This is a genomic window from Leptolyngbya boryana PCC 6306, assembly GCF_000353285.1.
In the GTDB taxonomy this organism is placed as follows: domain Bacteria; phylum Cyanobacteriota; class Cyanobacteriia; order Leptolyngbyales; family Leptolyngbyaceae; genus Leptolyngbya; species Leptolyngbya boryana.
On sequence record NZ_KB731324.1, the window covers coordinates 5,422,451 to 5,446,033 of the forward strand.

Annotated in this window: 19 protein-coding genes and 1 tRNA gene; 6 read left to right on the forward strand and 14 right to left on the reverse strand. The window is 46.6% G+C overall.

The window, feature by feature from the left end; all coding sequences use genetic code 11:
- Nucleotides 1–39: 39 nt before the first annotated feature.
- From LEPBO_RS43455 to LEPBO_RS0127030, 4 genes are all read right to left on the reverse strand, one after another.
- Entirely contained in the window at nt 40–219 is a 180-nt protein-coding gene (locus LEPBO_RS43455) for a hypothetical protein (RefSeq protein ID WP_017290718.1), read from the reverse strand.
- A gap of 178 nt (nt 220–397) precedes the next feature.
- A complete protein-coding gene (locus LEPBO_RS0127015; RefSeq protein ID WP_026148958.1) occupies nt 398–1,552 on the reverse strand; it encodes an aminotransferase class V-fold PLP-dependent enzyme in 1,155 nt (384 codons plus the stop codon).
- A gap of 6 nt (nt 1,553–1,558) precedes the next feature.
- Nucleotides 1,559–1,630, reverse strand: a tRNA-Asn gene (locus tag LEPBO_RS0127020).
- Nucleotides 1,631–1,956: 326 nt separating this feature from the next.
- Nucleotides 1,957–2,976: a HEAT repeat domain-containing protein gene (locus tag LEPBO_RS0127030; RefSeq protein WP_017290721.1), complete on the reverse strand. Its 1,020-nt coding sequence runs from the start codon at nt 2,974–2,976 to the stop codon at nt 1,957–1,959.
- Between the two features lie 415 nt (nt 2,977–3,391).
- Between LEPBO_RS0127030 and LEPBO_RS0127035 the strand changes: the two genes are divergently transcribed.
- Together LEPBO_RS0127035 and LEPBO_RS0127040 are read left to right on the forward strand one after the other, a co-directional pair.
- On the forward strand, nt 3,392–4,468 hold the full coding sequence (locus LEPBO_RS0127035) for a dipeptide epimerase (protein WP_017290722.1): 1,077 nt from the start codon (nt 3,392–3,394) through the stop codon (nt 4,466–4,468).
- The gene (locus tag LEPBO_RS0127040) at nt 4,462–5,505 is read left to right on the forward strand and encodes a DUF1611 domain-containing protein (protein ID WP_017290723.1); all 1,044 of its coding nucleotides are present in this window, start codon (nt 4,462–4,464) and stop codon (nt 5,503–5,505) included. Before LEPBO_RS0127035 ends, LEPBO_RS0127040 begins: the two co-directional genes overlap by 7 nt.
- 399 nt (nt 5,506–5,904) lie before the next feature.
- On the opposite strand, the gene LEPBO_RS0127050 is transcribed toward LEPBO_RS0127040, so the two are convergent.
- Complete coding sequence (locus LEPBO_RS0127050; protein ID WP_026148959.1) at nt 5,905–7,194, reverse strand: dihydrolipoamide acetyltransferase family protein; 1,290 nt, start codon at nt 7,192–7,194, stop codon at nt 5,905–5,907.
- Nucleotides 7,195–7,283: 89 nt separating this feature from the next.
- Nucleotides 7,284–8,528 carry a bifunctional folylpolyglutamate synthase/dihydrofolate synthase gene (locus LEPBO_RS0127055; protein ID WP_017290726.1) on the reverse strand — a complete coding sequence of 415 codons (1,245 nt, stop codon included), beginning with the start codon at nt 8,526–8,528 and terminating at the stop codon, nt 7,284–7,286.
- Between the two features lie 85 nt (nt 8,529–8,613).
- Between LEPBO_RS0127055 and thrB the strand changes: the two genes are divergently transcribed.
- The 4 genes from thrB to LEPBO_RS0127075 all read left to right on the forward strand — a co-directional run bounded on the left by thrB (nt 8,614) and on the right by LEPBO_RS0127075 (nt 11,927).
- Nucleotides 8,614–9,525, forward strand: a complete 912-nt coding sequence (gene thrB, locus LEPBO_RS0127060) for a homoserine kinase (RefSeq protein WP_017290727.1) — start codon at nt 8,614–8,616, stop codon at nt 9,523–9,525.
- 40 nt (nt 9,526–9,565) lie between these two features.
- Nucleotides 9,566–10,042 (forward strand): DUF1499 domain-containing protein, encoded by a 477-nt coding sequence (locus LEPBO_RS0127065; protein ID WP_017290728.1) that lies wholly within the window; start codon nt 9,566–9,568, stop codon nt 10,040–10,042.
- Between the two features lie 76 nt (nt 10,043–10,118).
- Nucleotides 10,119–11,030 carry an ATP adenylyltransferase family protein gene (locus LEPBO_RS0127070; protein ID WP_017290729.1) on the forward strand — a complete coding sequence of 304 codons (912 nt, stop codon included), beginning with the start codon at nt 10,119–10,121 and terminating at the stop codon, nt 11,028–11,030.
- 30 nt (nt 11,031–11,060) lie between these two features.
- Nucleotides 11,061–11,927 (forward strand): polyphosphate kinase 2 family protein, encoded by an 867-nt coding sequence (locus tag LEPBO_RS0127075; RefSeq protein WP_017290730.1) that lies wholly within the window; start codon nt 11,061–11,063, stop codon nt 11,925–11,927.
- Between the two features lie 73 nt (nt 11,928–12,000).
- On the opposite strand, the gene LEPBO_RS0127080 is transcribed toward LEPBO_RS0127075, so the two are convergent.
- The 8 genes from LEPBO_RS0127080 to LEPBO_RS0127115 all read right to left on the reverse strand — a co-directional run bounded on the left by LEPBO_RS0127080 (nt 12,001) and on the right by LEPBO_RS0127115 (nt 23,553).
- Nucleotides 12,001–13,404 carry a ferredoxin:protochlorophyllide reductase (ATP-dependent) subunit N gene (locus LEPBO_RS0127080; RefSeq protein ID WP_017290731.1) on the reverse strand — a complete coding sequence of 468 codons (1,404 nt, stop codon included), beginning with the start codon at nt 13,402–13,404 and terminating at the stop codon, nt 12,001–12,003.
- Between the two features lie 26 nt (nt 13,405–13,430).
- Nucleotides 13,431–13,832, reverse strand: a complete 402-nt coding sequence (locus LEPBO_RS0127085; protein WP_017290732.1) for a DUF5331 domain-containing protein — start codon at nt 13,830–13,832, stop codon at nt 13,431–13,433.
- Between the two features lie 87 nt (nt 13,833–13,919).
- Nucleotides 13,920–14,780: a ferredoxin:protochlorophyllide reductase (ATP-dependent) iron-sulfur ATP-binding protein gene (gene bchL, locus LEPBO_RS0127090; RefSeq protein ID WP_017290733.1), complete on the reverse strand. Its 861-nt coding sequence runs from the start codon at nt 14,778–14,780 to the stop codon at nt 13,920–13,922.
- Nucleotides 14,781–15,278: 498 nt separating this feature from the next.
- A complete protein-coding gene (locus LEPBO_RS0127095) occupies nt 15,279–15,707 on the reverse strand; it encodes a hypothetical protein (protein ID WP_017290734.1) in 429 nt (142 codons plus the stop codon).
- A 108-nt stretch (nt 15,708–15,815) separates the two neighbouring features.
- Nucleotides 15,816–17,171 carry a hybrid sensor histidine kinase/response regulator gene (locus LEPBO_RS0127100; protein ID WP_017290735.1) on the reverse strand — a complete coding sequence of 452 codons (1,356 nt, stop codon included), beginning with the start codon at nt 17,169–17,171 and terminating at the stop codon, nt 15,816–15,818.
- Nucleotides 17,172–19,898 (reverse strand): CHASE2 domain-containing protein, encoded by a 2,727-nt coding sequence (locus LEPBO_RS0127105; RefSeq protein ID WP_017290736.1) that lies wholly within the window; start codon nt 19,896–19,898, stop codon nt 17,172–17,174.
- A 55-nt stretch (nt 19,899–19,953) separates the two neighbouring features.
- Nucleotides 19,954–20,865 carry a DUF928 domain-containing protein gene (locus tag LEPBO_RS0127110; RefSeq protein WP_017290737.1) on the reverse strand — a complete coding sequence of 304 codons (912 nt, stop codon included), beginning with the start codon at nt 20,863–20,865 and terminating at the stop codon, nt 19,954–19,956.
- 150 nt (nt 20,866–21,015) lie between these two features.
- Nucleotides 21,016–23,553, reverse strand: coding sequence for a CHAT domain-containing protein (locus tag LEPBO_RS0127115; protein WP_026148961.1), 2,538 nt, complete (start codon nt 23,551–23,553; stop codon nt 21,016–21,018).
- Between the last annotated feature and the right edge of the window lie 30 nt (nt 23,554–23,583).

Consider the following 23,583-nt stretch of genomic DNA (forward strand, 5'->3'; position numbering starts at 1 on the left):
AGCGCGATCGTCAGAAATAAATTGATTCAAGTTTGAAAACTAATCTCTTCTTTCTTGAGATTCAAGGTCTTGCATAAAACAGCGTTCGAGCAGTTCAACGCGATAGTGGAACCAGTAACGGCGTGGATTCAAAATCAACGGATATGCAAGATGGAAAAGTGGCTGATTGAGATATTGCCAGACCGGGAAACGAGGTTTTAGTGGAATCATGGGAGCCATTCATCTAAGTATCATGTGAGGGCGACACCGAATTGAATCAGGATTGTGACATTCTGATTCGATATGGTTTTTGCTACTACCAAGATGGCAAATTTCACCTAGGACTTCCCTGGTAAGGATCGCGGAACCTTTTTGATCAATTTTTTTGCAAAGTTCAGTAATTCTAGTGAAAGAAATCTTACTGAATTAGGGTCAGGAGAGAATTGCCCAAATATTCGTACTGTTCAGGGGTGTTATACAACTGAGCTGAGATTCGCACTAAGCGTTGGGGAACCTGGGGAAAAGGAACGATGGGCACTTCAATGTTAAATTTCTCTAACAATGCGTCTTGCAGTTCTACATAAGACCCATTGGGTAACGGGATAGTTGCTAATGCTCCAATCATTTCTTCTGGACAAGGAGGAGCAACATTCAGCATTTCACAGAGTTGCTTTCTGGCGGCGATCGCTTTATCTCGATTTTTTGCCCTAATTTCGTCCCAGCCTCCCGGCAACAGCGATCCCATATATGCGATCGCGCTTGGAACTGTTAAATATGCAGTCGGATCGTCTGTGCCCATCCAATCAAATTCGAGGTGGAACTTGGAGCGATCGCGACGAGGAGAATTTGCACCGTGGCTAATTGTTAGGGGGCGAATCTCAGCTTGCTTCTCTTTTTTCACGTAGAGAAAAGCGGCTCCTTTCGGCGCGCATAGCCATTTGTGACAGGTTGAAGCGTAATAGGTCGCACCCAAATTGGTGAGATTCAAATCCACCATTCCTGGGGCGTGAGCGCCATCGATTAGGGTATCAATTCCAAGATTTGATAAAGCTTGGACGATTTGAGCGATCGGAAATACAAGCCCGGTCTGACTGACGACATGATCAATTAATGCCAAGCGGGTTCGCTCAGTCACTTTTGCCAGAACTGCTTCAATGACTTGAGAAGGAGATGCGATCGGAAAAGGGATGTCAGCGACTACAACTTTTGCTCCGGAGCGATCGGCGACGAAATCTAGCGCATTGCGGCAGGCGTTGTATTCCTGACTGGTGGTGAGAAGTTCATCGGTTGGAGAGAAAGTAAGCGATCGTAACACTGCATTTACGCCAGTGGTCGCATTGGGGACAAACACCAATTCTTCCGAACTCGCACCAACGAATTCAGCTAAACCATCTCTGGCTCGATCGAGCAATTTTTCAAATTCTCGTCCTAGAAATCGCAAAGGTTGCTGTTCCAGTCGGTTTCTGAATTCTTCTTGAATTCGCAAAACCGCGATCGGACATGCCCCAAACGAGCCGTGATTGAGAAAGGCAACATCTGGATCAAGCATCCAGTGTTTGGAAATGTGATTCATCTAAAACTCCCCAGACAAGATTCGAACTTGTGACCAATCGATTAACAGTCGACCGCTCTACCGCTGAGCTACTGAGGATTGCGTATCTCGCGAGACTAATCATAACCCGACCTTCTAGAATTATGCAAGCCTTTTCTCAAAATTTCTTAGGTCATCTCGAATCAAGTTGGAATTATGCCGAGTTTTCAGGGGTTTTCGGGCAGCAACGCTGTCTTCGCAGTTGCCTTGAATCAAAGGATTTGGGGATCGCCTCGAGTCCCGGCATCCAGCCCTTTCAAGGTGTTATTTCCAGGTCAGATGAAAACCCTGTAAACCAGTAATCTCTTGATCTGCTCTCATTTCGATCTCCAGGATGCTCTAGATTCGTTATATTACATTGGCTCACCTTGGAAGGGCTGGTTTGACTACTTAGATTTGGGGGCTTGGCGTTGGATTTTTGCTAGAGCCTCCCTCGCTTTGAGTTGAACCTTTTGACTCGGATCTCTCAAGAGTGGGATCAGATGAGGAATGGCTGATTTTGCTGCCGACCGCATTACGCCCAACCCATAAGCTGCCGCACCCCGTACCGCCTCATCTGGATGCTTCAATTGTGCAATCAGTTGAGGAATGGCAGGTTTGCCAAGCTCTCCTAAGATTTGGGCTGCCTCATCTCGCACTCGCTCATTGGGTTCTTTTAATAGGGAAATGAGCGCGGGGATGACCTCTGGTGTCTTCGCACCCATTTCCTTTAAGACAAAGGTTGCCCGACTCCGCGCTTCGCTATGAGTCGATTCTTTAAGCAGCGTAATCAGGGTAGGAAGGAAATCGGAGGCAGGTGCGCCTATCATCCAGAGCGTTTGGGCAACCATGCTGTGTACGCCAGGGTCAGGATCGTTTAACAGGGGTTTGAGATGCGGGATCGCTGCTTTACCAGATTTACCGATGAGCGCAACGGTATAGACAACATCGAATCGTATGGTTGCATCTGTATCTTTGAGCAGTGGCATGAGGTGAGGAATAGTAGGAGATCCAAGACTTGCTAAGGTAAAGACGTATTGACCCCGAACCGCTAGATCAGTTTTGAATAACGTCACTAATTTAGGAATTGCAACGTTTGCGGCTTTCCCCATTCTGCCCAAGGCTTGCACGGCTTTGTCTCGCACACCGCTATCTGGATCATCAAGGAGAAGAATCAGGTGAGGGGTTGCTCGACTTGCTGTTGTTCCCATTTGTCCGATCTCAAAAGCGGCTGCGGTGCGATCGCTTGCCTTCGGGCTTTTCAATTTCTGAATTAATGCGGACAGAGATGCTGGACGCGATGCCGAAGATTGGGCAAGGATGCGATTGGTCAGGGGAGTCGTAGCAGCGTTTGGCTCGACTGGGATAGCAATGGTTCCCCAGACGACGATTAGACTGAGTAAGTTAAGGGTCAGACATCTTTGCATCTTTACGGATCACTTAGAACATTAAGGTGTATCTTCTTTCCTGATTCTAGGTTCCAGTCTTAGAGAGGTTATGCCGTTGGCTGCGATCGCGCTTGGCAGGTTAGGAGTGCGCTCCAGCCCTTTCAAGGTTTTATTTCCAGGTCAGATGAAAACCCTGTAAACCAGTAATCTTGTTCCACAATTGAGCAACTACAGTACTTTTTCAACAGTGAAAACAAGTTGAATTGATCTGCTCTCGTTTCGATCTCCAGGATGCTCTAGATTCGTTATAGTACATTGGTTCACCTTGAAAGGGCTGGTTCCGGCATCTTAGACGAATGAAATGAGTATCACGGCTCTGACTTGGTGTTAGGGTAGGTAACTGTGTGCTTTGCGATTGTGAGCTTTTCATTTGTCGATCGTTAAAAATTAACCGATGCAACTTCAGATCCAGACTTTCACCGTTCATAAGCGTTTTGCGCTCAAAATTAGCCGTGGCACTACAGCCCAAACTACGAATATTTGGATCAGGATTGAGCAAGACGGTATTGAAGGATGGGGGGAAGCTTCGCCTTTCTCAATTGGAGAAAATCCCCAAACGACTGAAGCGATCGCGCGTTCTCTTCAAGCGATCTCACCTTTGCTGAAAGCTTTGCATCCTCTGGAGCGTCAACGCATCGATCAATTACTTTCACAGGCTCGGATTCCTTCTGCTGCGCGTGCCGCGATCGATATTGCATTACATGATTGGTTGGGCAAATCGGCATGGCTACCGCTTTGGAAGCTTTGGGGACTAGACCGCGATCGCATTGTTCCAACTTCAGTGACGATCGGGATCAATACGCCAGAAGGCGCAAAACAGCGGGTTAAGGATTGGCTCGGTAAAGGGACGATCGAATCGCCACGACAAGACATTCGAGCGCTAAAAGTCAAGCTAGGAAGTCCAGAAGGCATTGCAGCCGATCAGGCAATGTTTGAAGCAGTGCTAGAAGTGGCTCCAGATATTGAGCAGATTAGTGTCGATGCCAATGGGGGTTGGACAGTCGAATCGGCGTTGAAAATGGCGCATTGGTTGAGTGATCGCAAAGTCACTTATATCGAACAACCGCTCGCAAAAGGGCAAGAAGCTGAACTGACGAAGCTGTTTTATCTTTCTCCTTTGCCAATTTTTGTCGATGAGAGTTGTTTTACGAGTCAATCTATTCCAGCTTTAAGCGATCGAGTGCACGGGATCAATATCAAACTGATGAAATCTGGAGGGTTGAGTGAAGCGTTGCGTATGATTCATACGGCAAAAGCTCATGGCTTGAAAATTATGTTTGGCTGCTATTCGGATAGTTCATTAATGAATACAGCACTCGCTCATCTCTCGCCCTTCGCGGATTATTTGGATCTCGATAGTCATTTGAATCTAGTTGATGATCCGTTTGTCGGTGCAATGTTTGAAAGTGGGCGTGTGATTCCAAATCAAGATCCAGGTTTGGGCGTTTCGCTGAGGGCAAGATCATGCTGAGATTAAACGATCGAGTTGCTGTACTTTTGCATGAAGGCATCCAAGGAACACAGGGTAAAACAGGCTTAGCTTTTACACGTGCTCGCCCTGATTCAGTGGTGGCAATTATTGATCATCAATGTGCTGAACAGTCTTATCAAGGTCTAACCAAGATTGTGTGTCAGGCTCCGATCGTGAGTTCGGTGACGGAAGCTTTGAAACATCAACCGACTGTTTTATTGATTGGGATTGCGCCTTCTGGAGGAGTCTTACCTGATTCTTGGTTTGCGGAAGTTCGGCAGGCTGTGGAGGCTGGTTTGTCGATCGTCAATGGACTGCACACCCCTCTACTCCCGAAATTTCAAAACCTTCAATCGAATCAATGGATCTGGGATATTCGTCAAGAGCCACCTGGATTACAAGTTGGAACTGGGGCAGCGCGATCGTTGACTTGCCGAAGAGTGCTCACCGTTGGCACAGATATGAGTATTGGCAAGATGTCTACGAGTTTGGAGATGCATAAGATTGCCGAGCAGAGAGGATTGCGATCGCAGTTTTTGGGTACGGGACAAGCTGGAATTATGATTGCAGGGGATGGGATTCCGCTCGATGCAGTGCGAGTTGATTTTGCTTCAGGTGCAGTTGAACAGCTTGTGATGCGGTATGCAGACCAGGACATTTTGCACGTCGAGGGGCAAGGTTCTATATTTAATCCAGCTTCAACGGCGACCTTGCCTCTGATTCGCGGTTCGCAGCCGACTCATTTAGTTTTAGTGCATCGGGCAGGACAAATGAGCATTCGCAACTTTCCGCAGGTGCCAATTCCGCCTTTGAAGGATGTGGTGCAGGTTTATGAATCGCTTGCCTCTGCGGGCGGAGCGTTTGCGGCAGTGAAGGTGGCCGCGATCGCGTTGAATACAGCTCATTTAGAAACAGATGCGGCTTGGAGAGCGATCGCATTGATTCAGGAAGAAACGCAGCTTCCTTGCACTGATCCGATTCGATTTGGGGCTGATCTGTTGCTAGACGCGGTTCTAAACCGTGAAATGGCGATCTAAATGTAACGAATTTGTTAGACTAGCGAATGGTTCAAGTCGCCCTGTCCTCGCGTGTCTAAGTCGTATGTCTAAAGATAATCCGCAAACGAATTCTTCAGTAGAGACTCAACAAGCAGCTGAGCCTGAAAAAATTCTCTGTCCGTATTGCTTACGAACTGCAACGAATGGGATCAAATGCCAAGGCATCTGTGTTGCGGAAAGTGGTTACTGATTCATCCGAAATTCAGCAGGCGCATCATCTTCAGACAAGAAGTTTTCAGAATCGTCGCATCATTCTCATAACGGATGAAAACTTGGTAATAAATTGAAAAGCCCAGGATCTGTATAGAGCCTGGGCAAGATTCTATCTAGTAGCTCTATGAAAACTCCGGGATGAGAATCTCGGAGTTCCTCACTTTGTTACAGCGTCAACGATTGAACATCGGTTTCAATCAGTTTTGCTAAATCACGCAAGAAGATTGCCGCATCAGCACCGTAAATAATGCGGTGATCGCAAGTGATATTTACCTGCATTTGTCGGCGTACTCCGAGCAGTCCATCATCGGTTGCAACTACGGTTGGACGAGATGCGCCGATCGCTAAAATCGCTCCCTGTCCTGGTGGCAAGATTGCATCAAACGCATCCACACCAAACATGCCTAAGTTCGAGACTGTGAACGTTCCAGAACTATATTCATCGGGTTGGAGTTGTTTTGATCTTGCACGATCGACTAAATCTTTCCAGTTCCGAGACAGCGAGTAAAGATCTTGCTGATCTGCATTTTTCAATACAGGAGTGATCAACCCACCATCTTCCATTGCAACTGCATTTGCAATGTTGATTGATTCATTAAAGTGAATACCGTTCTCAACATAGCTTGCATACAGTAAAGGATGTTTTTGCAACGCCATCGCGATCGCTTTTGTCAGCAAGGCTGACATCGTTACGCCCTTGGATTTCACCTGCTTGTACAGTTTGTCGAGTGCATCCGTTGTAATCGTGTAGGAAGCGCGGAAGACTGGAACATCTAAACTTGCATTCATATTCCGGACGACTGCGGTTTGCAAGGTCGTCATCGGCTTGATTTGACCGGGTTGGGTTGGAGCAACAGGTGCAGACGCTGCTCTTGGAGCAGGTGCAGCGGCAACAGCAGGCGCAACAGGTGCAGCAGGTTTTGCGGCAGGTTTGACGGTTGGGGTTTTGCCAGCAGCTTTTTCGATATCTTCTGCCACAATCCGACCGTGCGGACCACTTCCAACCACAGCACCCAGTTCAACTTTTAATTCTTTTGCGAGTTTCCGTGCGCGTGGAGAAGCAACGATGCGTCCGTTTTGAGTCGGCGCACTAGATGAGCCATTGGTGGCAGCCGCTGCCACAGGTTCTGGAGTGGGTGTTGTCGCAGCAGCGGTGGCAGCCGGAGCGCTGGGAGTAGTTTGGGTTGCTTGTTGTTTCGCGGCTTCGATCTCGGCTTCGGTTTCAGCTAAGAGCGCGATCGCAGATCCGACCGGAGCTGAGTTGCCTGCATCAACGACGATCGTAGCTAAAAATCCTTCATAAAAGGATTCTACGTCCATGTCAGCCTTGTCAGACTCAACCACCACAACGGTTTCACCTTTCTCAACTTTGTCGCCCGGAGCTTTGAGCCAGGACACGATTTTTCCTTCGGTCATGGTGGAACTGAGGGCGGGCATAAAAATTTCGTGGATCATGGCGGGTACATTTCAGGGTGGATCAGAATCTGAACACAAGAATGCGATTTTTTGTGCAGATCAGATTGTATCGAAATTTGGCAGCAAATTTAGCTGCGATCGCGCTGCTGCTGAAAAAAGTCACCAATTAAATATAAAGAGCCGCACAGCACTGTCAGACTCTCGGATTGGGCAGCCTGCAATCCTGCAAAGACATCGGGATAGACTTGACAAGTCTCCAAGCCCGGACAAATTTCTTTTGCAAGCGTGGCTAATTCACTCGGATCAGCCGAACTATGACCCGGTACAGGAACGAGATAAAGCGAATCTTGAGATCGCAATAATGCTCTAAAAACATCTGCATGATCTTTGGTCGTTAGCATTCCCATTACCCAGTGAATCGGGCGATTTAGCGAATCTACAAATTGCCGTAGCGCGATCGCACTTGCCGGATTATGTGCGCCATCAATCAAAATCCGATTTCCTTGCCATTCATACCACTGCATCCGCCCTGCCCATGTCGTATTTGCAATTCCATTGACGATGGCATCATCTGAAATATTCCAGTTTTGTTGACGAAGAAATTGAATGGCAGCGATCGCTAAAGCCGAATTGTGTAATTGAATCTCTCCTTGAAGTGGAAGTTGATATTTTAGCGATCCCTGATGTGCCCAACCGCCAATGAGTTGCGAGGGTTGAGGATAAACGACAGGACAACCGAGCGCGGCAATTTGTCGATCGACAACTGCTTTTGCTTCATCGGGCAACTGTCCAATGACAGCAGGATGGTTTGCTTTGAGAATTCCTGCTTTTTCTTGGGCAATATTTGAAATCGTAAATCCTAATCGCTGCCAATGTTCTCGACTAATCGACACAATGACGCTGACTAAAGGATTGTCAACCACATTGGTTGCATCTAATCTTCCGCCCAATCCGACTTCGATCACTGCAATATCTACTTGCTGTTCAGCAAAGTAAAGCCACATTGCTGCGGTAATCACTTCAAATTGAGTGGGTGAATGCTCTGGATCAATCTGAGATTGTACTTTTAGCAATGTTTGATATAACGCTGCTGATGCAATCGGTTGACCGTTAATGCAAATACGCTCGTTCCAATCAATTAAATGGGGTGAAGTATATCGACCCGTTTTATAACCTGCTTCTGTCAAAATGCTGGATAGATACGCACAGACTGATCCTTTGCCATTGCTGCCTGCTACATGGATGATTGGGACTTGCTTTTGGGGATTGCCTAAATCTGAGAGCAGCTTCAGACTTGCTTCTAGCCCTAAATGTACGCCGAAGCGCTCATACGTTTGGAGCAACGCATCAATTTTTGTAGAAAAATCGGTCATAGGTTCAACGGAATCCACCATCTAAAATCATCGCACGCAAGACTACAATGAAGGACTGAACAAAATTTTAGTGCGATCGCGTCTCATGTCTATTACTGTTCGTGTCCCCGCTACGACTGCCAATCTTGGAGCCGGATTCGATTGTCTAGGAGCGGCTCTCACGCTCTACAACGAATTTCAATTCTCGCCGATCGACTCTGGCTTGAAAATTACGGCAACCGGAGCGGAAGCTGATCGCGTTGCTCTCGATTCTAGCAACATGGTCTATCAGACGGTTGTCAAATTCTTCGATCGCGTTCAGCAATCTGTTCCTGCGATCGCAATTGATATCAAGATGGATGTTCCCTTGGCGCGGGGACTGGGAAGTTCAGCAACAGCAATTGTCGGCGGACTGGTGGGAGCAAACGCGATCGCAGGGTCGCCGATGAGTCAAAGTGAGATTGCAGCTTTTGCGACTGAGATTGAAGGACATCCGGACAATGTTGTGCCTGCTCTGATTGGGGGGTGCCGATTGGCTGCATCAGGAATTGATCGAGCATGGGAAATCTGTGATATTCCTTGGGACGCGAGCATTGTTCCGATCGTTGCCATTCCGAACTTTGAGCTTTCAACGGCTGAAGCTCGCGGCGTGTTGCCGACAGAGTATAGCCGTGCGGATGCGATTTTTAATACGGCGCATTTAGGACTATTCGTTCGAGGTGTAGAAACGGGAAATGCCGATTGGCTAAAAGCTGCTTTGCAAGATCGGATTCATCAACCGTATCGCGAAAAATTAATCAAAGGATACGATGCGGTGAGAGAAGCCGCGATCGCAGCAGGGGCTTATGGTGTGGTCATTAGTGGAGCCGGATCGACAGTTCTAGCGCTCGCTCATCAGCAATGCTCGGACTCTGTTAGATTCGCAATGGAGAAAGCTTGGACAGGGTTAGGCGTTGGAGTCGATGCGAAATGTTTAGCGATCGACACCCAAGGAACTCGCATTATCAATACACTCTAGATAGAACTCAATAGACCTAAACTTTCTTGAATAAATTCTCATGCGTAGAACCTTCACTCTCATTCTGCTCCTTTCATTCTGCTGGCTCACCTCTATCTCTCCGGCTCAAGCTAGCCTTTTTTCCTTTTCTGGCAGCCGTCCCACGAATTTAGGGCTACACAACGATCGCTTGACCGAGTGCCCTAGTACACCCAATTGCGTCAATAGCTTTAGCTCTGATTCGACCCATGCGATCGCTCCTCTTAAATCTTCTAACATCGAAAAAGCCTTCGCAGATCTCAAACAAGTGATTGAATCTCAACCGAGAACAAAAATTATTGAATCTACTGAGAACTATCTTTACGCTGAATTTACTAGCAAACTCATGGGCTTTGTTGATGACGTAGAGTTTTATCTAGACAAGACGAGCAAGGCGATTCAAGTGCGATCAGCATCCCGTCTTGGCGAATCTGATCTCGGTGTGAATCGGCAACGCATTGAATCGATTCGCACTCAACTGAGCGAGAACGTCACATAAAACTGTTGTCCTATGCAAAACTCATCACAAAGATGTGGAATAGTAGAACAGTGTTTTTATTTCCCTGTCTCTCTCTATGAATGAGTTATTGCATCTTCCGCTTCTGGAACATCCAGGAACTCTCTGGCAACGCACGATCGAGCAGACTCAACATGCTCTGTCTTGTGTTGCGTTGCTTTCTATTCCTACAAGTCACGAGTTTGTTGAACAAGCAGGTGTTCAATTTCTCGTACGGATTGTCAGTAACTTAATTCGCAAAGAGGCAGCAGACCTTAAACAAAAACAAGAAGAAAAAAGCGGACATCCCATCAATCCTTTTCTACCGTACGAGCGGGATTTGTTTGTGATGGATATTTCTGAAACGCATGTGTGTCTTCTGAATAAATTTAACGTGGTTGATAACCATCTACTGATTGTGACCCGCGCATTTGAAGAACAAGAAGCCTTACTGACCCTTCATGATTTCACTGCGATGTGGGCATGTTTATCAGAAGTCGATGGTTTAGCTTTCTACAATGCAGGAAAAGCAGCAGGGGCAAGCCAACGACATAAGCATTTGCAACTTGTTCCTTTTCCGATGGAGAAAGAGATTGATCGTGTTCCGATTGATCCCCTGATTAAAAAGGTCAGATCGCGCGATCGCATCACTCAGATTCCTGAATTTTCCTTTCTCCACGCATTCGCAAGATTTGAGCCTGAAACCACACCTGAAGACATTCTTCAACACTATTACGAGCTACTAGAAACAGTTGGAATCCGCTCTAATCGTGTGATGCAGTCGGCTCCTTACAATTTATTAGCGACGAGGGAGTGGATGTTGATTGTGCCGCGATCGCAACCCGGATTTGGCGGAATTGGAGTGAATTCTCTAGCATTTGCAGGTGCGCTCTTAGTTCAAACTCCTGAGCAACTCGAAACGCTCAAACAATTACGTCCGCTGAATTTTTTAAAGAACGTTGCGGTAATGTCCTCAATCAAGACAGGTTGATCATAATGAAGAATTGCCCCACAGCCTGTTATGAAACACGATCGATTTATTGTTCCCGCGAACACAAAGATTAATCTGAAAGACTATGATCCAGCTTATACCGACGGCTTAACCGATAAAGCTGCGGCTCAAGCCGAACTTCAACAAGGGGTGCAACGACTAGCAAAGTATCAAGATATTCTCTACGCTCAAGATTCCTACGCATTGCTGATTTTGTTTCAAGCAATGGATGCCGCAGGAAAAGATAGCACGATCAAACATGTGATGTCGGGTGTCAATCCTCAAGGTTGCCAAGTCTACAGTTTTAAGTCGCCTTCTTCTGAAGAATTAGATCACGATTATCTTTGGCGATCAAATCGGGCCTTACCAGAACGCGGTCGGATTGGCATCTTCAATCGGTCGTACTACGAAGAAACTTTAGTCGTTCGCGTTCACCCAGAACTCTTAGTTCATCAGAAACTTCCACCAGAAGCCAATGGCAAAGAGATCTGGGACAAACGATTCAAGCAGATCAACCATTTTGAACAGTATCTTGTCGAAAATGGCATTGTTGTACTCAAGTTCTTTTTGAATGTTTCTAAGGAACAACAAAAGAAACGATTTCTAGCTCGGATTAATGAACCCGAAAAAAATTGGAAGTTCTCTGTCTCTGATGCTAAAGAACGGCAACACTGGGATCAATACATGGAAGCTTTTGAAGATGTATTTAACAATACGAGTACTAGCTATGCTCCTTGGTATATTATCCCCGCCGATCATAAATGGTTTACCCGGTTAGCCGTCTCAGACATTATTGTGAGTACGTTAAAGTCTTTGCATCTGTCCTATCCCACGGTTAGCGAAGTCCGGCGTGCAGAGTTACTAGAAGCAAAGAAAGTCCTAGAAAGCGAGGAATAATTGAAATAACAGAAGGCGGAGTTGTCCCAAAACTCCGCCTTCTAAAGTTTCGTAGGTTAGAGTGAGTAACGCTTTAAACTCGCGCTTCCTCTACCAGTTTTTCCCAACCTAAATCCTTCAACGCCCCGTTTCGCCGCAGTGGTCGTGTTACTAACTCCAAAATGTCCCGCGTATTCCCAAATCCGTGAATCTGAGCAAACGTAAACTCGACCGACCACTTCGTACTAATTCCACGCGCCTCTAGTGGATTTGCGTGAGCCATTCCCGTAATGACTAAGTCCGGTTTCAATTCATGAATTCGCTGCAACTGATTATAGTTATCTGGCTTTTCAACGATCGTCGGAACTGGAACGCCCATTTCTTGACAGGTTTTCACTAAGAAATCTAATTCCGCTGCCTGATACCGCTTGTCCATGTACGGAATGCCGATCTCATGACAAGTCATCCCGCACCGAATCAAAAACCGAGCCAGCGAAATCTCGAGCAAGTTATCGCCCATGAAGAACACTGACTTGCCGCGAATCAATTGCAGGTAGTCTTCAACACTTTGCCAAATTTTTGCTTCCCGCTCCTCTAATCCTTTCGGCTCAATGTTAAACACTGAGCAAATCTTTTCAACCCAAGCTCTTGTTCCATCTGGCCCAATTGGAAAGGGCGATCCAATCAATTTCGCTTTCCGTCGTCGCATCAATGTTGTAGCAGTTCTTGACAGGAACGGATTCACGCCCGACACATAGTATCCTTCCTCGATTACGGGAAGCTCAGTATAACGCTTCGCAGGCAACCATCCTGAAACCTTGATCCCTTGATGCTTTAATTCCAAGGAAAGCTGAGTCACGATCGGATCAGGAACAGACCCAAACATTACGAGCGGCGGATGATCCACATATTCTGACTCTTCGCGCTTCACATCTTCCTGTTTGCGTCCAAAGTTCATCAACTTCTGGATTGCATTACGCTCCTCTTTGTCTGCTTCCGCGGTTGGAGCTTGGGTTGGACAGCGTTGCGCCATTGCTGCTAAAACCGTGTCTTCTCCTTGTGTAAAGGCGTAATCTAGACCATTTGCCCGCGCAACGACAATGGGAATACCAATCTCGGATTCGAGTTTCGGTGCTAGCCCTTCTAAATCCATTTTGATAATTTCGGTGGTGCAAGTACCGATGAACACAATCACACTGGGATTACGATCGCGCTTAATCTGCTCACAGAGCCGCTTCAATTCGTTGTAATCGTTCAACTGAGCAGAAATATCGCCTTCTTCCAGTTCTGCCATGGCATAGCGAGGTTCTGCAAAAATCATCACGCCCATCGCGTTTTGCAGAAAATAGCCGCAAGTTTTCGTGCCAATAACGAGGAAAAAGCTATCTTCAATTTTTTGATATAGCCAGGCAACACAGCTAATCGGACAAAAAGTGTGATAGTTCCCAGTTTCGCACTCGAAGTTTAGGGCTTGAGGTTGAGCATCAGCGAGAGTCATAACAGTAGGTCTCTAAAGTGAGGATTTTATTGAGGCGATGGTGTCGTTCGGTTGCGTCCTTCGCAAGCTTCATCAACTTCAGCCGGACGACGAGGTTTCTGAGGCGCTTCGGTTGCAGAACTCGCAGGAAGATACTTGGGAGTTTCAGCTTTGAGTTGTTTGTGATTCAGTTCTTGTTCGGGATCAAAGTTCAGTCCCAGTGCAACAACAATGCGATCGGGATGATTGCTCAAGTCCACAATGAGCGGCAGCATTTCGGTCAGACGGGGTTCTTCGGTTGAGAGAACACCCAGAATAAAGCTAGAAGACGGTCGCCGTTTCCCTTCGCAACTGACCCAGATCGACAACCGAGAAATCCAAGAACGGTTTGCTTCGTAATAGTCGAGCCAGCGGTCTTTGAGCGATCGACGTAATTGATCAATGTTCACAAGTCAAACAAAGTAAAAGGACAAAGTTGGCACTAAAGATCACATATCGCAATTCGTAGCCTTCATCCTTTCCCCTTCATTCTTTCTTTAGACCATCATCAAATCTAATTCTTCCTCGGCAGTTTTTGGCTGTTGTGGATTGAGATAGAAGTCAGACAGCAACGAGAATAAATCGCGATCGGCAGCATCTTTCGGAACGACTCCTTCAGGATTTGCCAAAATCTGATCAGCAATGTTCAGATAGTAATCACACACATAGTTCAATGAGGGATCAGACTCCGCCATTTCAAACAAGGTTTTTCCTTTGACTCGCGAAACGCGAATGTCTTCAATCAAAGGCAACACTTCCAAGATCGGCATCGGAACTGCATCGACATACTTTTCAATCAAATCCCGCTTGGCGGTTCGATTACCAATCAGTCCTGCTAATCGTAGTGGATGTGTCCGCGCTTTCTCTCTGACCGAAGCCGCAATCCGATTTGCTGCAAACAACGCATCAAATCCGTTATCTGTCACGATCATGCAATAGTCTGCATAGTTCAATGGAGCAGCGAATCCGCCACAAACCACGTCTCCTAAGACATCAAACAGAATCACATCATATTCGTCAAATGCGTTCAGTTCTTTGAGCAGTTTGACCGTTTCACCGACTACATAACCACCGCAGCCTGCTCCTGCTGGAGGCCCACCTGCCTCTACACAGTCCACACCGCCATAGCCTTTGTAGATAACATCTTCAGCCCAGACATCCTCATAGTGATAGTCCTTTTCCTGAAGCGTATCAATAATGGTTGGAATCAAGAAGCCAGTCAAGGTAAACGTACTATCGTGCTTGGGATCGCAACCGATTTGTAAAACCTTTTTGCCGCGTTTTGCCAATGCGACTGAGATGTTGCAGCTTGTCGTCGATTTGCCGATGCCGCCTTTGCCATACACTGCGAGTTTCACTCTAAGGTTCTCCTAAGTCGTCTCTGAAGGGGTGAGTACAAATCTGTTCTGTTTGCATTGTTGTTGATAAGACCGTTTCTGCCTAGTCCTCGCAAAAAGAAGTTACATCGCTAAGACAATTCAGTTGAAGAATATATTTATCAGAACTCCAAGAAATCTTACTAAGGTGAATTAAGCAATTATTTAGCAATTTTCAAATTCTTGAATTCTTTTTTTTATAAAAATAAGAACAAAAAACAAACAGATTAAACCTAACCCTGTTGCTCTTTTCGTTCAATTGCTGATTAGGTCAGTTCCTGCGTCCTACCCACGATTTTCCAATTCAAAGTTCTTCAGAGTGAGGAAGATAGACAACTGCTCCTGCCTACAACGCAGTACCCTATCCGTTCACTGCAGAGTTCTATTAAGAATCATCAAAGTTTTGCGGTCTTACTCAAAGAAAAAGGCATCCAGTGTGGATGCCTCCGTGAACTCCTTTGATGATGAAAAACGAATTAGCTATGCACCTCGACGATTTCTGCGTTGCTGACGCATTTGCTGAATTTGATCGCGTTGTGCCTGCGTCAGTACTTCTTGATTGATTTTTTGCCGTGCTGCCTTCATCTTGTCTCGAATTTGCGTTTTCTGTGCGTCAGACAAATTCAGCGATCGCATCATCTTTCCAGGCTTTTCACCTCGCTGTACTGCTGCATCGTACTGAGCACGCTGCCCATCATTGAGCACGTTGGTGTAGATATCTTTTTGCACCGCTTCCCGAATCGACTTCATGGATTGCTTCTGTGCGTCAGTCAAGCCCAGCTTATTTGCATATTCCTGTTTTGGGGCTTGTGCCAAGCGGTTGATAGGACGAGCATGAGCTGCAAGCATCGGCGAAACTGCCATCATCAGCGCGATCGCACCGGGGAGAAGAATTGCAACTTTTTTCATTGAGAATTTCTGCATGGTGTAAGTCAAAAATTAGGTCAGTGATCAGCTAAAAAATTAGCTTCGCTTCCTTAGACAGACTCACTATCTCAAAGGTTCAAATTATTTTTCTTAAATCGGCAGCGAGATCGTAAATTCCGTGCCTTCACCCACAATAGAGCGGCATTCTAACTGCCCTCCATGCTTTTCATTCACAATTTGCCGGCTAATTGGTAATCCAAGTCCCGTTCCTTTTCCAACTGGCTTCGTCGTAAAACTGGGTTCAAAAATCTGGGATTGAATCTCAGGCAGCATCCCCAGTCCATTATCCTTGACACGGATTAGAACTGTTTGATTTGAGCGATCAATCTCGGTTGAAATCCATATCATGTTGGGAGACTCTACAATCTCTGCATAAGAGCGCGTTTCATTTTTCTCTTCAAAAGCATCGATCGCATTCGCAATCAAATTCATAAAGACCTGGTTGAGTTGCCCTGGATAGCAGCTAATTGGTGGTAGTTCTGCATATTGTCGAATAATTTGAATTTCAGGATGTTTCTCATTTGCTTTCAGGCGATGTTTGAGCAGCATAATGGTGCTTTCAATTCCCTCACGCAGTTGAAATTCAGTTTTTGAAGAGATATCTGATCGCGCAAACGAGCGTAGCGAAAGACTAATATCCTTGAGGCGATGAACCCCTTCATGAATTGATTTGATTAATTTTGGCAAGTCTTCGGCAACATACTCTAAATCAATATCTTCAATAAATTCTGCAATATCTTCAGCAGAATCTTTGCGCTGATACATCTGAATTAACGCAAACAAATCGCGTGTGTAATCATCAATGTGTTTGAGATTGCCGCTGACAAAATTAATCGGATTATTAATCTCATGTCCGACACCTGCAACAAGTTGACCCAGTGTAGACATTTTCTCACTCTGCACTAATTGCAATTGAGTCGTCTTTAATTGATGCAGTGATATTTCTAATTCGGCGGTACGATCTCGAACTCGTTGTTCTAGTTCCTGAGCTAATTGTTGCAGTTGCGCCTCGGTTTCGGCTTGCTCGGCAATTTTCGTTTGTAGGGATTGATTGAGGTGCGAAATACTTAAATGCAGCTTAACGCGAGCAATGACTTCTTCTTGCTGAAAGGGCTTGGTAATATAATCGACCGCGCCTAGTTCTAACCCTCTAACTTTATTGATAGAATCAGAGAGAGCGGTCATAAAAATGATGGGAATGTGCTGTACTTTAGCGTTGGCTTTGAGACGCTGACAGGTTTCAAATCCATCAATCCCAGGCATCATCACATCCAGCAAAATCAAATCCGGGAGTGCGTACTCGGCTTGCTCGATCGCAGATTCTCCATCTGTTGCCATCAATGTTTTCCAGCCTTGCCCTTGCAGCGCTTCAGACAGGACTTTCAGGTTGGTTGGTGTATCATCTACAAGCAAGATGCGAACCGGGACCAATGAAATCGGGATCATTTAATGTGCCGCCTTAGTGTAGGACTTGATAAACTGACGGATTTTTCCAGCTTGAAACGTCGCAGTAAGCTTCTTCAATTCGGCTACAAACGTTGTATAGCAAGGGTCTTCCTCTATTAATGTACTCAGAATACCCTCGATCGCAGTAATATCGCCCATCATAGCAAGATGATAGATATCATCTAAGACATTCTGTGCTGGAAGAACGAGTTTACCCTGGGCCGGTGCGGCTTGAGCGGGCGATTCCGTGGGTTGAGTTTGATAGATCCAGGTCAGATTCAGGAGAGCTTGTAGTGTATTGAGCAATTCTCCAACTTCAAAAGGTTTGGGAAGAAAGGCATTTGCACCCGCATCAAGGCTACGCTGACGATTGGAGCCAAAGACATTAGCACTCGAAACAATGATGGGAATTGCACTTGTTTCAGCAGTAGAGCGCAGTTGCTCAATCAATCCCATTCCATCTAGCAGAGGCATCGCTAAATCTGTAATTACGAGATCAGGATGATCTTCGTCAATTGCTAACCAGCCATCACTTCCGGTGTAAGCGACTTTGACTTCAAATCCGATCTCTTGTAGTAGTGTTGCCACCATACTGCATTGAGTCCGATCATCATCTACAACGAGAATAACCGGGGGTTGACCTTGAATTCCAATGACTGTCTGGGTTTGCGCTAGATTCTGGGTAGATTGATTCCATTCGGATGCGATCGCGAATTCAACTTCGAGCGAAAAAATACTGCCTTCTCCTAAGCGACTCTGCACTTGAATTCCGCTTCCCATCAAGTTTGCAATTCGCTGGCTAATGGCAAGTCCTAGCCCTGTTCCTTCAGATTTGCGCTCAACGGCTCCGACTTGTTCAAAAGGGAGAAAAATTTTGTCTACTTGCTCGGTAGACATCCCTACGCCTGTATCTTCGATTTCAAATCGAATTCTAGACTCTTGAGCCGAGAGTGCGCGGAAGGTGACCTGTCCTTGGTCTGTAAATTTGATTGCATTCCCGAGTAGATTGATCAAAATCTGTCGCAGTCGCTTCTCATCAGCAACAATGCCAATCGGTAAGCAATCGTCAATCTCGACCTGAAATCCAATCCCTTTCTGCTCAGCCCGGATTCGGCAGATTTCAGCAACCCCATTGAGAAAACTCGCAAGATGAATGCTAGACGAATCAAGTTCTAGCTTACGAGCTTCAATTTTTGACAAATCTAGAATGTCATTGATCAACGTCAGCAAGTGGGAGCCGCACTGATGAATAATTTTGATGCCTTCTTGCTCTTTAGGGGCGACTGATCGCTCTAAGATTTGGGCATAGCCTAAAATTCCATTGAGCGGTGTCCGCAGCTCATGGCTCATGTTGGCAAGAAATTCGCTTTTTGCTTGGTTCGCAGAATCTGCTGCCTGTTTTGCCTCTAAGAGTTCGCGGGTACGTTCCTCAACTTTTGTTTCTAGCGTTTTGGAATAATCAATGAGTTGATTGTTCGCAGATTCTAATTCGCGATTCGCTTCTTCTAGTTTTTGGTGTTTGTGAGAATTTACAGTCGCAACCACACTCGCAATGAAAGAAGCAAGCGCGGGTGTGACTGGAATCAGCATTCCTCCTAGAAAAATGAAATAGGCTCCCGAGACAATTGCACCACTTGTCCCGACCGTTGCCCACAGAATTTTTCCACCCGGAAGGCGCTGGCGACTAGGTAAACTTGCTAACGTCCAACTTCCTATGGTTCCAAACAGAGAGCAGGCAAAAATCCAAGCAATGAATTTTTTGATCGTCAAGCCATGCAGCATGTTGTTCTGCTTGACACTATTGACCAGTTGATAAGCAATGTTGGCATGGACGACTACGCCAGGGGTTGGATCTTGAGCAGAGAACCACGAAGAACTAAAGGGAGTTCCAAAAAAGTCGTTGGTGCTCGCGGCAATCGAACCAATAAATACCATACGATCGCGCATCAAATCTGCGGGGACGCGTCCTGCGAGAACATCTCGCATCGATACTGTGTGGAATGCTTTTTCTGAGCCATGCCAATTGAGGAGAATCTGGTAGCCGCCAACATCTGCGTCTGAGTATCCTGCTTCTTGATCTTTTAGAGGAAGATAAACGGTTTGACCAAGCTTGTATTGGAGTGGATTTTTATCTGAGCTGTCTAATGTGGTGCCTTCAGCTTCTAGATATTTTAAAGCAACTCGTGTTGCTAGTCCCGGCTTAACCGTCTGATCTTTCGAATCTTCAGAGGTGAGCAAGGCACGCCGAACTTGACGATCGCCGTCTAACACTAAATCTGCGATCGCAACTTGGTCTTTCTTTTTTAAAGCAGGCGGAGGTGCAACGCGATCGCCTGTGATTTTCTCAACTCCAATCAAATTGGGTGTGGATTCAAATACATTGACCAGCTGCTTGTGACCTTCACCTTCTGGCAAATCGCGATAAAGATCTAGCCCGATTGCTCTTGGCTTTTGTGCCCGAATCTTTTCAATTAACTGTGCTAGTGACCAGTCTGGAATCGGCCATTTTTTTACACTTTGAATATCTTCCTCATCGATTGTGACCACCACAATCGACTTTGCCATTTCTCCGGTCGATCGCTGCCGAAAGAACTGATCGCGCACTTGCCACTCAAGCAAATTAAATACACCTAGCATTTGTCCCGCAGTAACAGTTGCAGCAACGCTAGGTGCAATGATCAAGACGCTACGATTTCGCCGAAAAAAAGCTTGGATTTTTTGCCGCATAGTAGTTACATGATTCGGAAAGCACTGGTCGCACTGACCAGTGCTTCATAGAGAGTTAGTTAAGAGAAACGAGCATTGGTGCTTGTGTAATCGAACCGAGTTCGACAGATGAGAGGAGTTCGCTCCAATGGTTGGTCAGAACTTCATCTGTGGGGTGACTTGCCCGCAACATTGCCAGAGTTGCAACACAGTCATACCAATGTCCATTCTGTCCCAGAATTTTTGCTTTCTGAAGCGCATCGGCTTGTTTGAGACTTGATGCCATTTCTGCGCTCATCTCAACTCGTTGAATCCAGCCATCCACATAGGGAGCACTGGGGTTTAACTTGTTATCGATCTTGAGTGCTAGAAACCACTGGTAGTCTTTACCCACCTCTAAAGCAGGTATAGACTCAGGGAGGGAAATGGCGCGAATGCCCGCTTCTTGATTGACCGCAATCGTTGTTTCATAGATCGTGGCTCCTGCTTCATCTTTCAGGCTAAAAACTGCTTCTTCAGCATCGGTTGCAGGGAGATAGACCAAGATCGTTGGGCGTTCAGAGATCGTCGTGCCGTAGTAGTTTTGCGGCGTAAGAGCCAACATTGCGGCCGGACCCGATGAAGCCACGAGTGAGGGATCTAACTCCTGTCTACCAAGACGAGAAGCGCCACCCGCAGTTACGCGAGCTGTACGATTAGTCCGCGAAGGTTGGAAGAATCCACGCGAAGCTCCACCCACGGCTGCACGAACACGACGGTTTGCACCGGGTTGGAAAATGCTGCCACGAGAAGCTCCGCCTGTCGCTTGACGGACAGTGCGGTTTTGCCGATTCGTAAATATGCTGCCACGAGAAGCTCCGCCTGTCGCTTGGCTGGGAGAGCCATTGCCAGGAGGAGGAGAGAACGGAAATGCTTGAACTGGAGTCCAGGCGCTACTAGCAATCAGGGCGACAATGCCCATCGTGCTAGCAATTGCTTGTTTTTTCATAAAACTTCCATCGCATCGGAGTAAGATTGGACACAATCGAACTGAGCTAAGAGAACACCACTATAAACTAATCCTAGAGAATATATTCCCTTTAGCCAGTGGTGAGTTTGCGTAATTCTCAGCTTGAGGAATCCGTGAATCTACAGTTTTTTACTGCCAATTTCCAACCATGACAAATCCACTCCAGAAAAAGGGATCTTTAAAGTCCGTTTTGCGTATCAAATGGAGTTGTGCTTGGCGTAGAGCTTCTGCTTTGGTGCTTCTCGATTGACCGAGTTCTTGATAAAACTGCGTCATGAGTGTTGCGGCTGCTTTATCTTTTACAGGCCAAAGCGTTGCGAGGGTAGACCGTGCTCCTGATTTTACTGCTAGTCCTGCCAGTCCAAGAACAGCGCGATCGTCACCACTTGCGGTATCACAAGCGCTGAGCACGAGTAGATCGATCGCTTTTGAAGCGTCCCGGCTTTGTAGGAGTTCGGAGAGTTCTTTGATGTTGACAACTCCATCCCAGGTCAGCAGGAAAGTATCTTCGAGGCGAGAGCTAAACTGTCCATGTGTGGCAAGATGCACAACATTCGCTTTACTGTCTTTTAATTGAGTCGATAATGCATTGCCTGTAAATTGTGCGTTAAGCAGTTTGGAAGAAGGAACGGTTTGCGCGATTTTTTTAACTTCAGTTTCTACAGCAGGGAGGGCAGAAAAGCCCGAACGAGACTCACTGATACCAGCAACGATTGCGCCAATGTTGGTTTGCTGGAGGGAACGTGCTGCCATTAACTGAAGCCCAGGAGATAGGGTGACAGCATACTTCTCGATGAGGTATTGCTTGCCATCGTAAAGGGCTGACATGGGAATATTTCGCAGTTTACCGTCTAGAACAAACACCAGTGTTTTTGTCTGTTTTAATTCGGACTCGATTGGACGAATCAGCCAGTCGTAGACTTGTTGAGAGACGCGATCGCGAGCTTGAAGGTTGGAAACTGGGTTGAGTGCAGCCAGCAGTTGATCGAGCGTTTCTTCGACTTCGGCTTGCGATATTGGGGTGATGTGATATTGCAGAGGTTTGCCTGCGGTGGAAGAAATCACGGCTAAGCGATCGGGCAAGATAATCGGATAGACAACAGTTGCAGTCGTGTCAACCTGGTCAATTTGTTGGGTTTTATCGAGACAAGCTTCACGGAAGAAGTTGTCGAGTTCTGCAACTTGTAGAGATTCGATGAGTTCGCGAGCTTGGGTGAGTTCTGCTTGACCCGGTTGACCTTCGAGTAAGAGGGCCACGAATTCACGGTAGACCGGTTCGACGCTTTCTCGGAAGGAGAATTGGACATCAGGATTGATGGCTGCAAGGTCGCCTCGGATGGCACGCAGAGATTTCACTGCTTCGGTGTAAGGTGAGATCGCTTGCTTAGTTTTGCCTTGTTCGATTTTCAACCGTCCCATTTGCCAAGCAGATTGAGCAATGATCTCATCGGCTTGAAGTTGACGAGCGATTTCGAGAGATTGCTGCGTAACGGTTTCGGCTTCTGCCCATTGCTCCGTGCGCCCGTAGAGCTTGCCCCATTGGTTGAGGGCATAAGCTTCGGCTTGGGAGTCTTGCAAGCTCTTGGCAGACTGAACTGTTTTCTCAAGTAGGCTTGAGAGCGTGTTGAGCGATAATAGTTTTTCGCTGTTTTCAAGCTGATTGAGCGAGGCGGCAAAATTAATTGCGCCATACATAGAAGTACGGTTTGGGGGGAGTTGCTCAAGCTGGGATAATAGCTGGGGTGCAATTGGAGCGGCTTGGTCGAGTAACCCGTAATCAATCAGAAGTTTGAAGCGATCGAGACGAGCTTGCAGTTTCTCAATTGGGCTAACGGCCGCTTGTTCGGATTGTTCAAGGTATGCTAGAGCAGCATCTGGATCGTTTAAGTCGGTTGCCGCTTTTCCAAGTCCTGCTAGAATTGCGCTGATTTCGGATTTAAGATTTTTGGCTTTGGCGATCGCTAGACTTTGTTCTAAAACTTTACGGCTTTCCGTCGAATCTCCAATCATTTGCAGAGTCGCGCCGAGTGTTCTCAATCCGCTAACTTTGACTTGAGAGTCCGGCAGTTTAGCTAATTGCTGGTTGATTTCGTTTAATTGCTGCTTGGCACGGCGATAGTAGCCTAAGCTTTGTAGGGCTTGAGATTGGTTAATTTGACTGCCTAGGCTACCGATTGTGTCTCCCGCTTGAGTGTAATAAGTCTGAGCTTGTTTCCAGGTTTCTAGGGCTGCTTCTGCTTTGCCTGTATGGAGGAGTAAACTAGCTTGAGTATTGAGAACCTGTGCCCAGAGAATGGCATCTGCTTGGGGTTTCGTCGCTTTGAGATGGGAGAGGCTTTGCTCGATCGATTGAGTCGCTTCAGCCCATTGACCCAATTCTTGCTGTGCCAAAGATAAGTAGCTGAGGCTAAGGGCAGCATTGGAACGATCTCCTTTTGCCTGAGATTGTTGTGCGGCAGTTTGCCATACGGAAACTGCTTCTGCAAATCGCCCAGACTGATAGAGGGTACGTCCTTGATCTAAGAGAGTCGCGGGTTGTGCAGCAACAATCGGGGCAGGAGTTGGTTGGAGGGTTGCTTGAGCAGGCGTGATGGCGATCGCTAAAGACAAGCTGAGAACGCCGAGGCAAAGATGGAGCAACCGACGGTGTTTTGATCGGGACATCATAGACAGTTACCTGAGGTCAGTGGTTCGCAA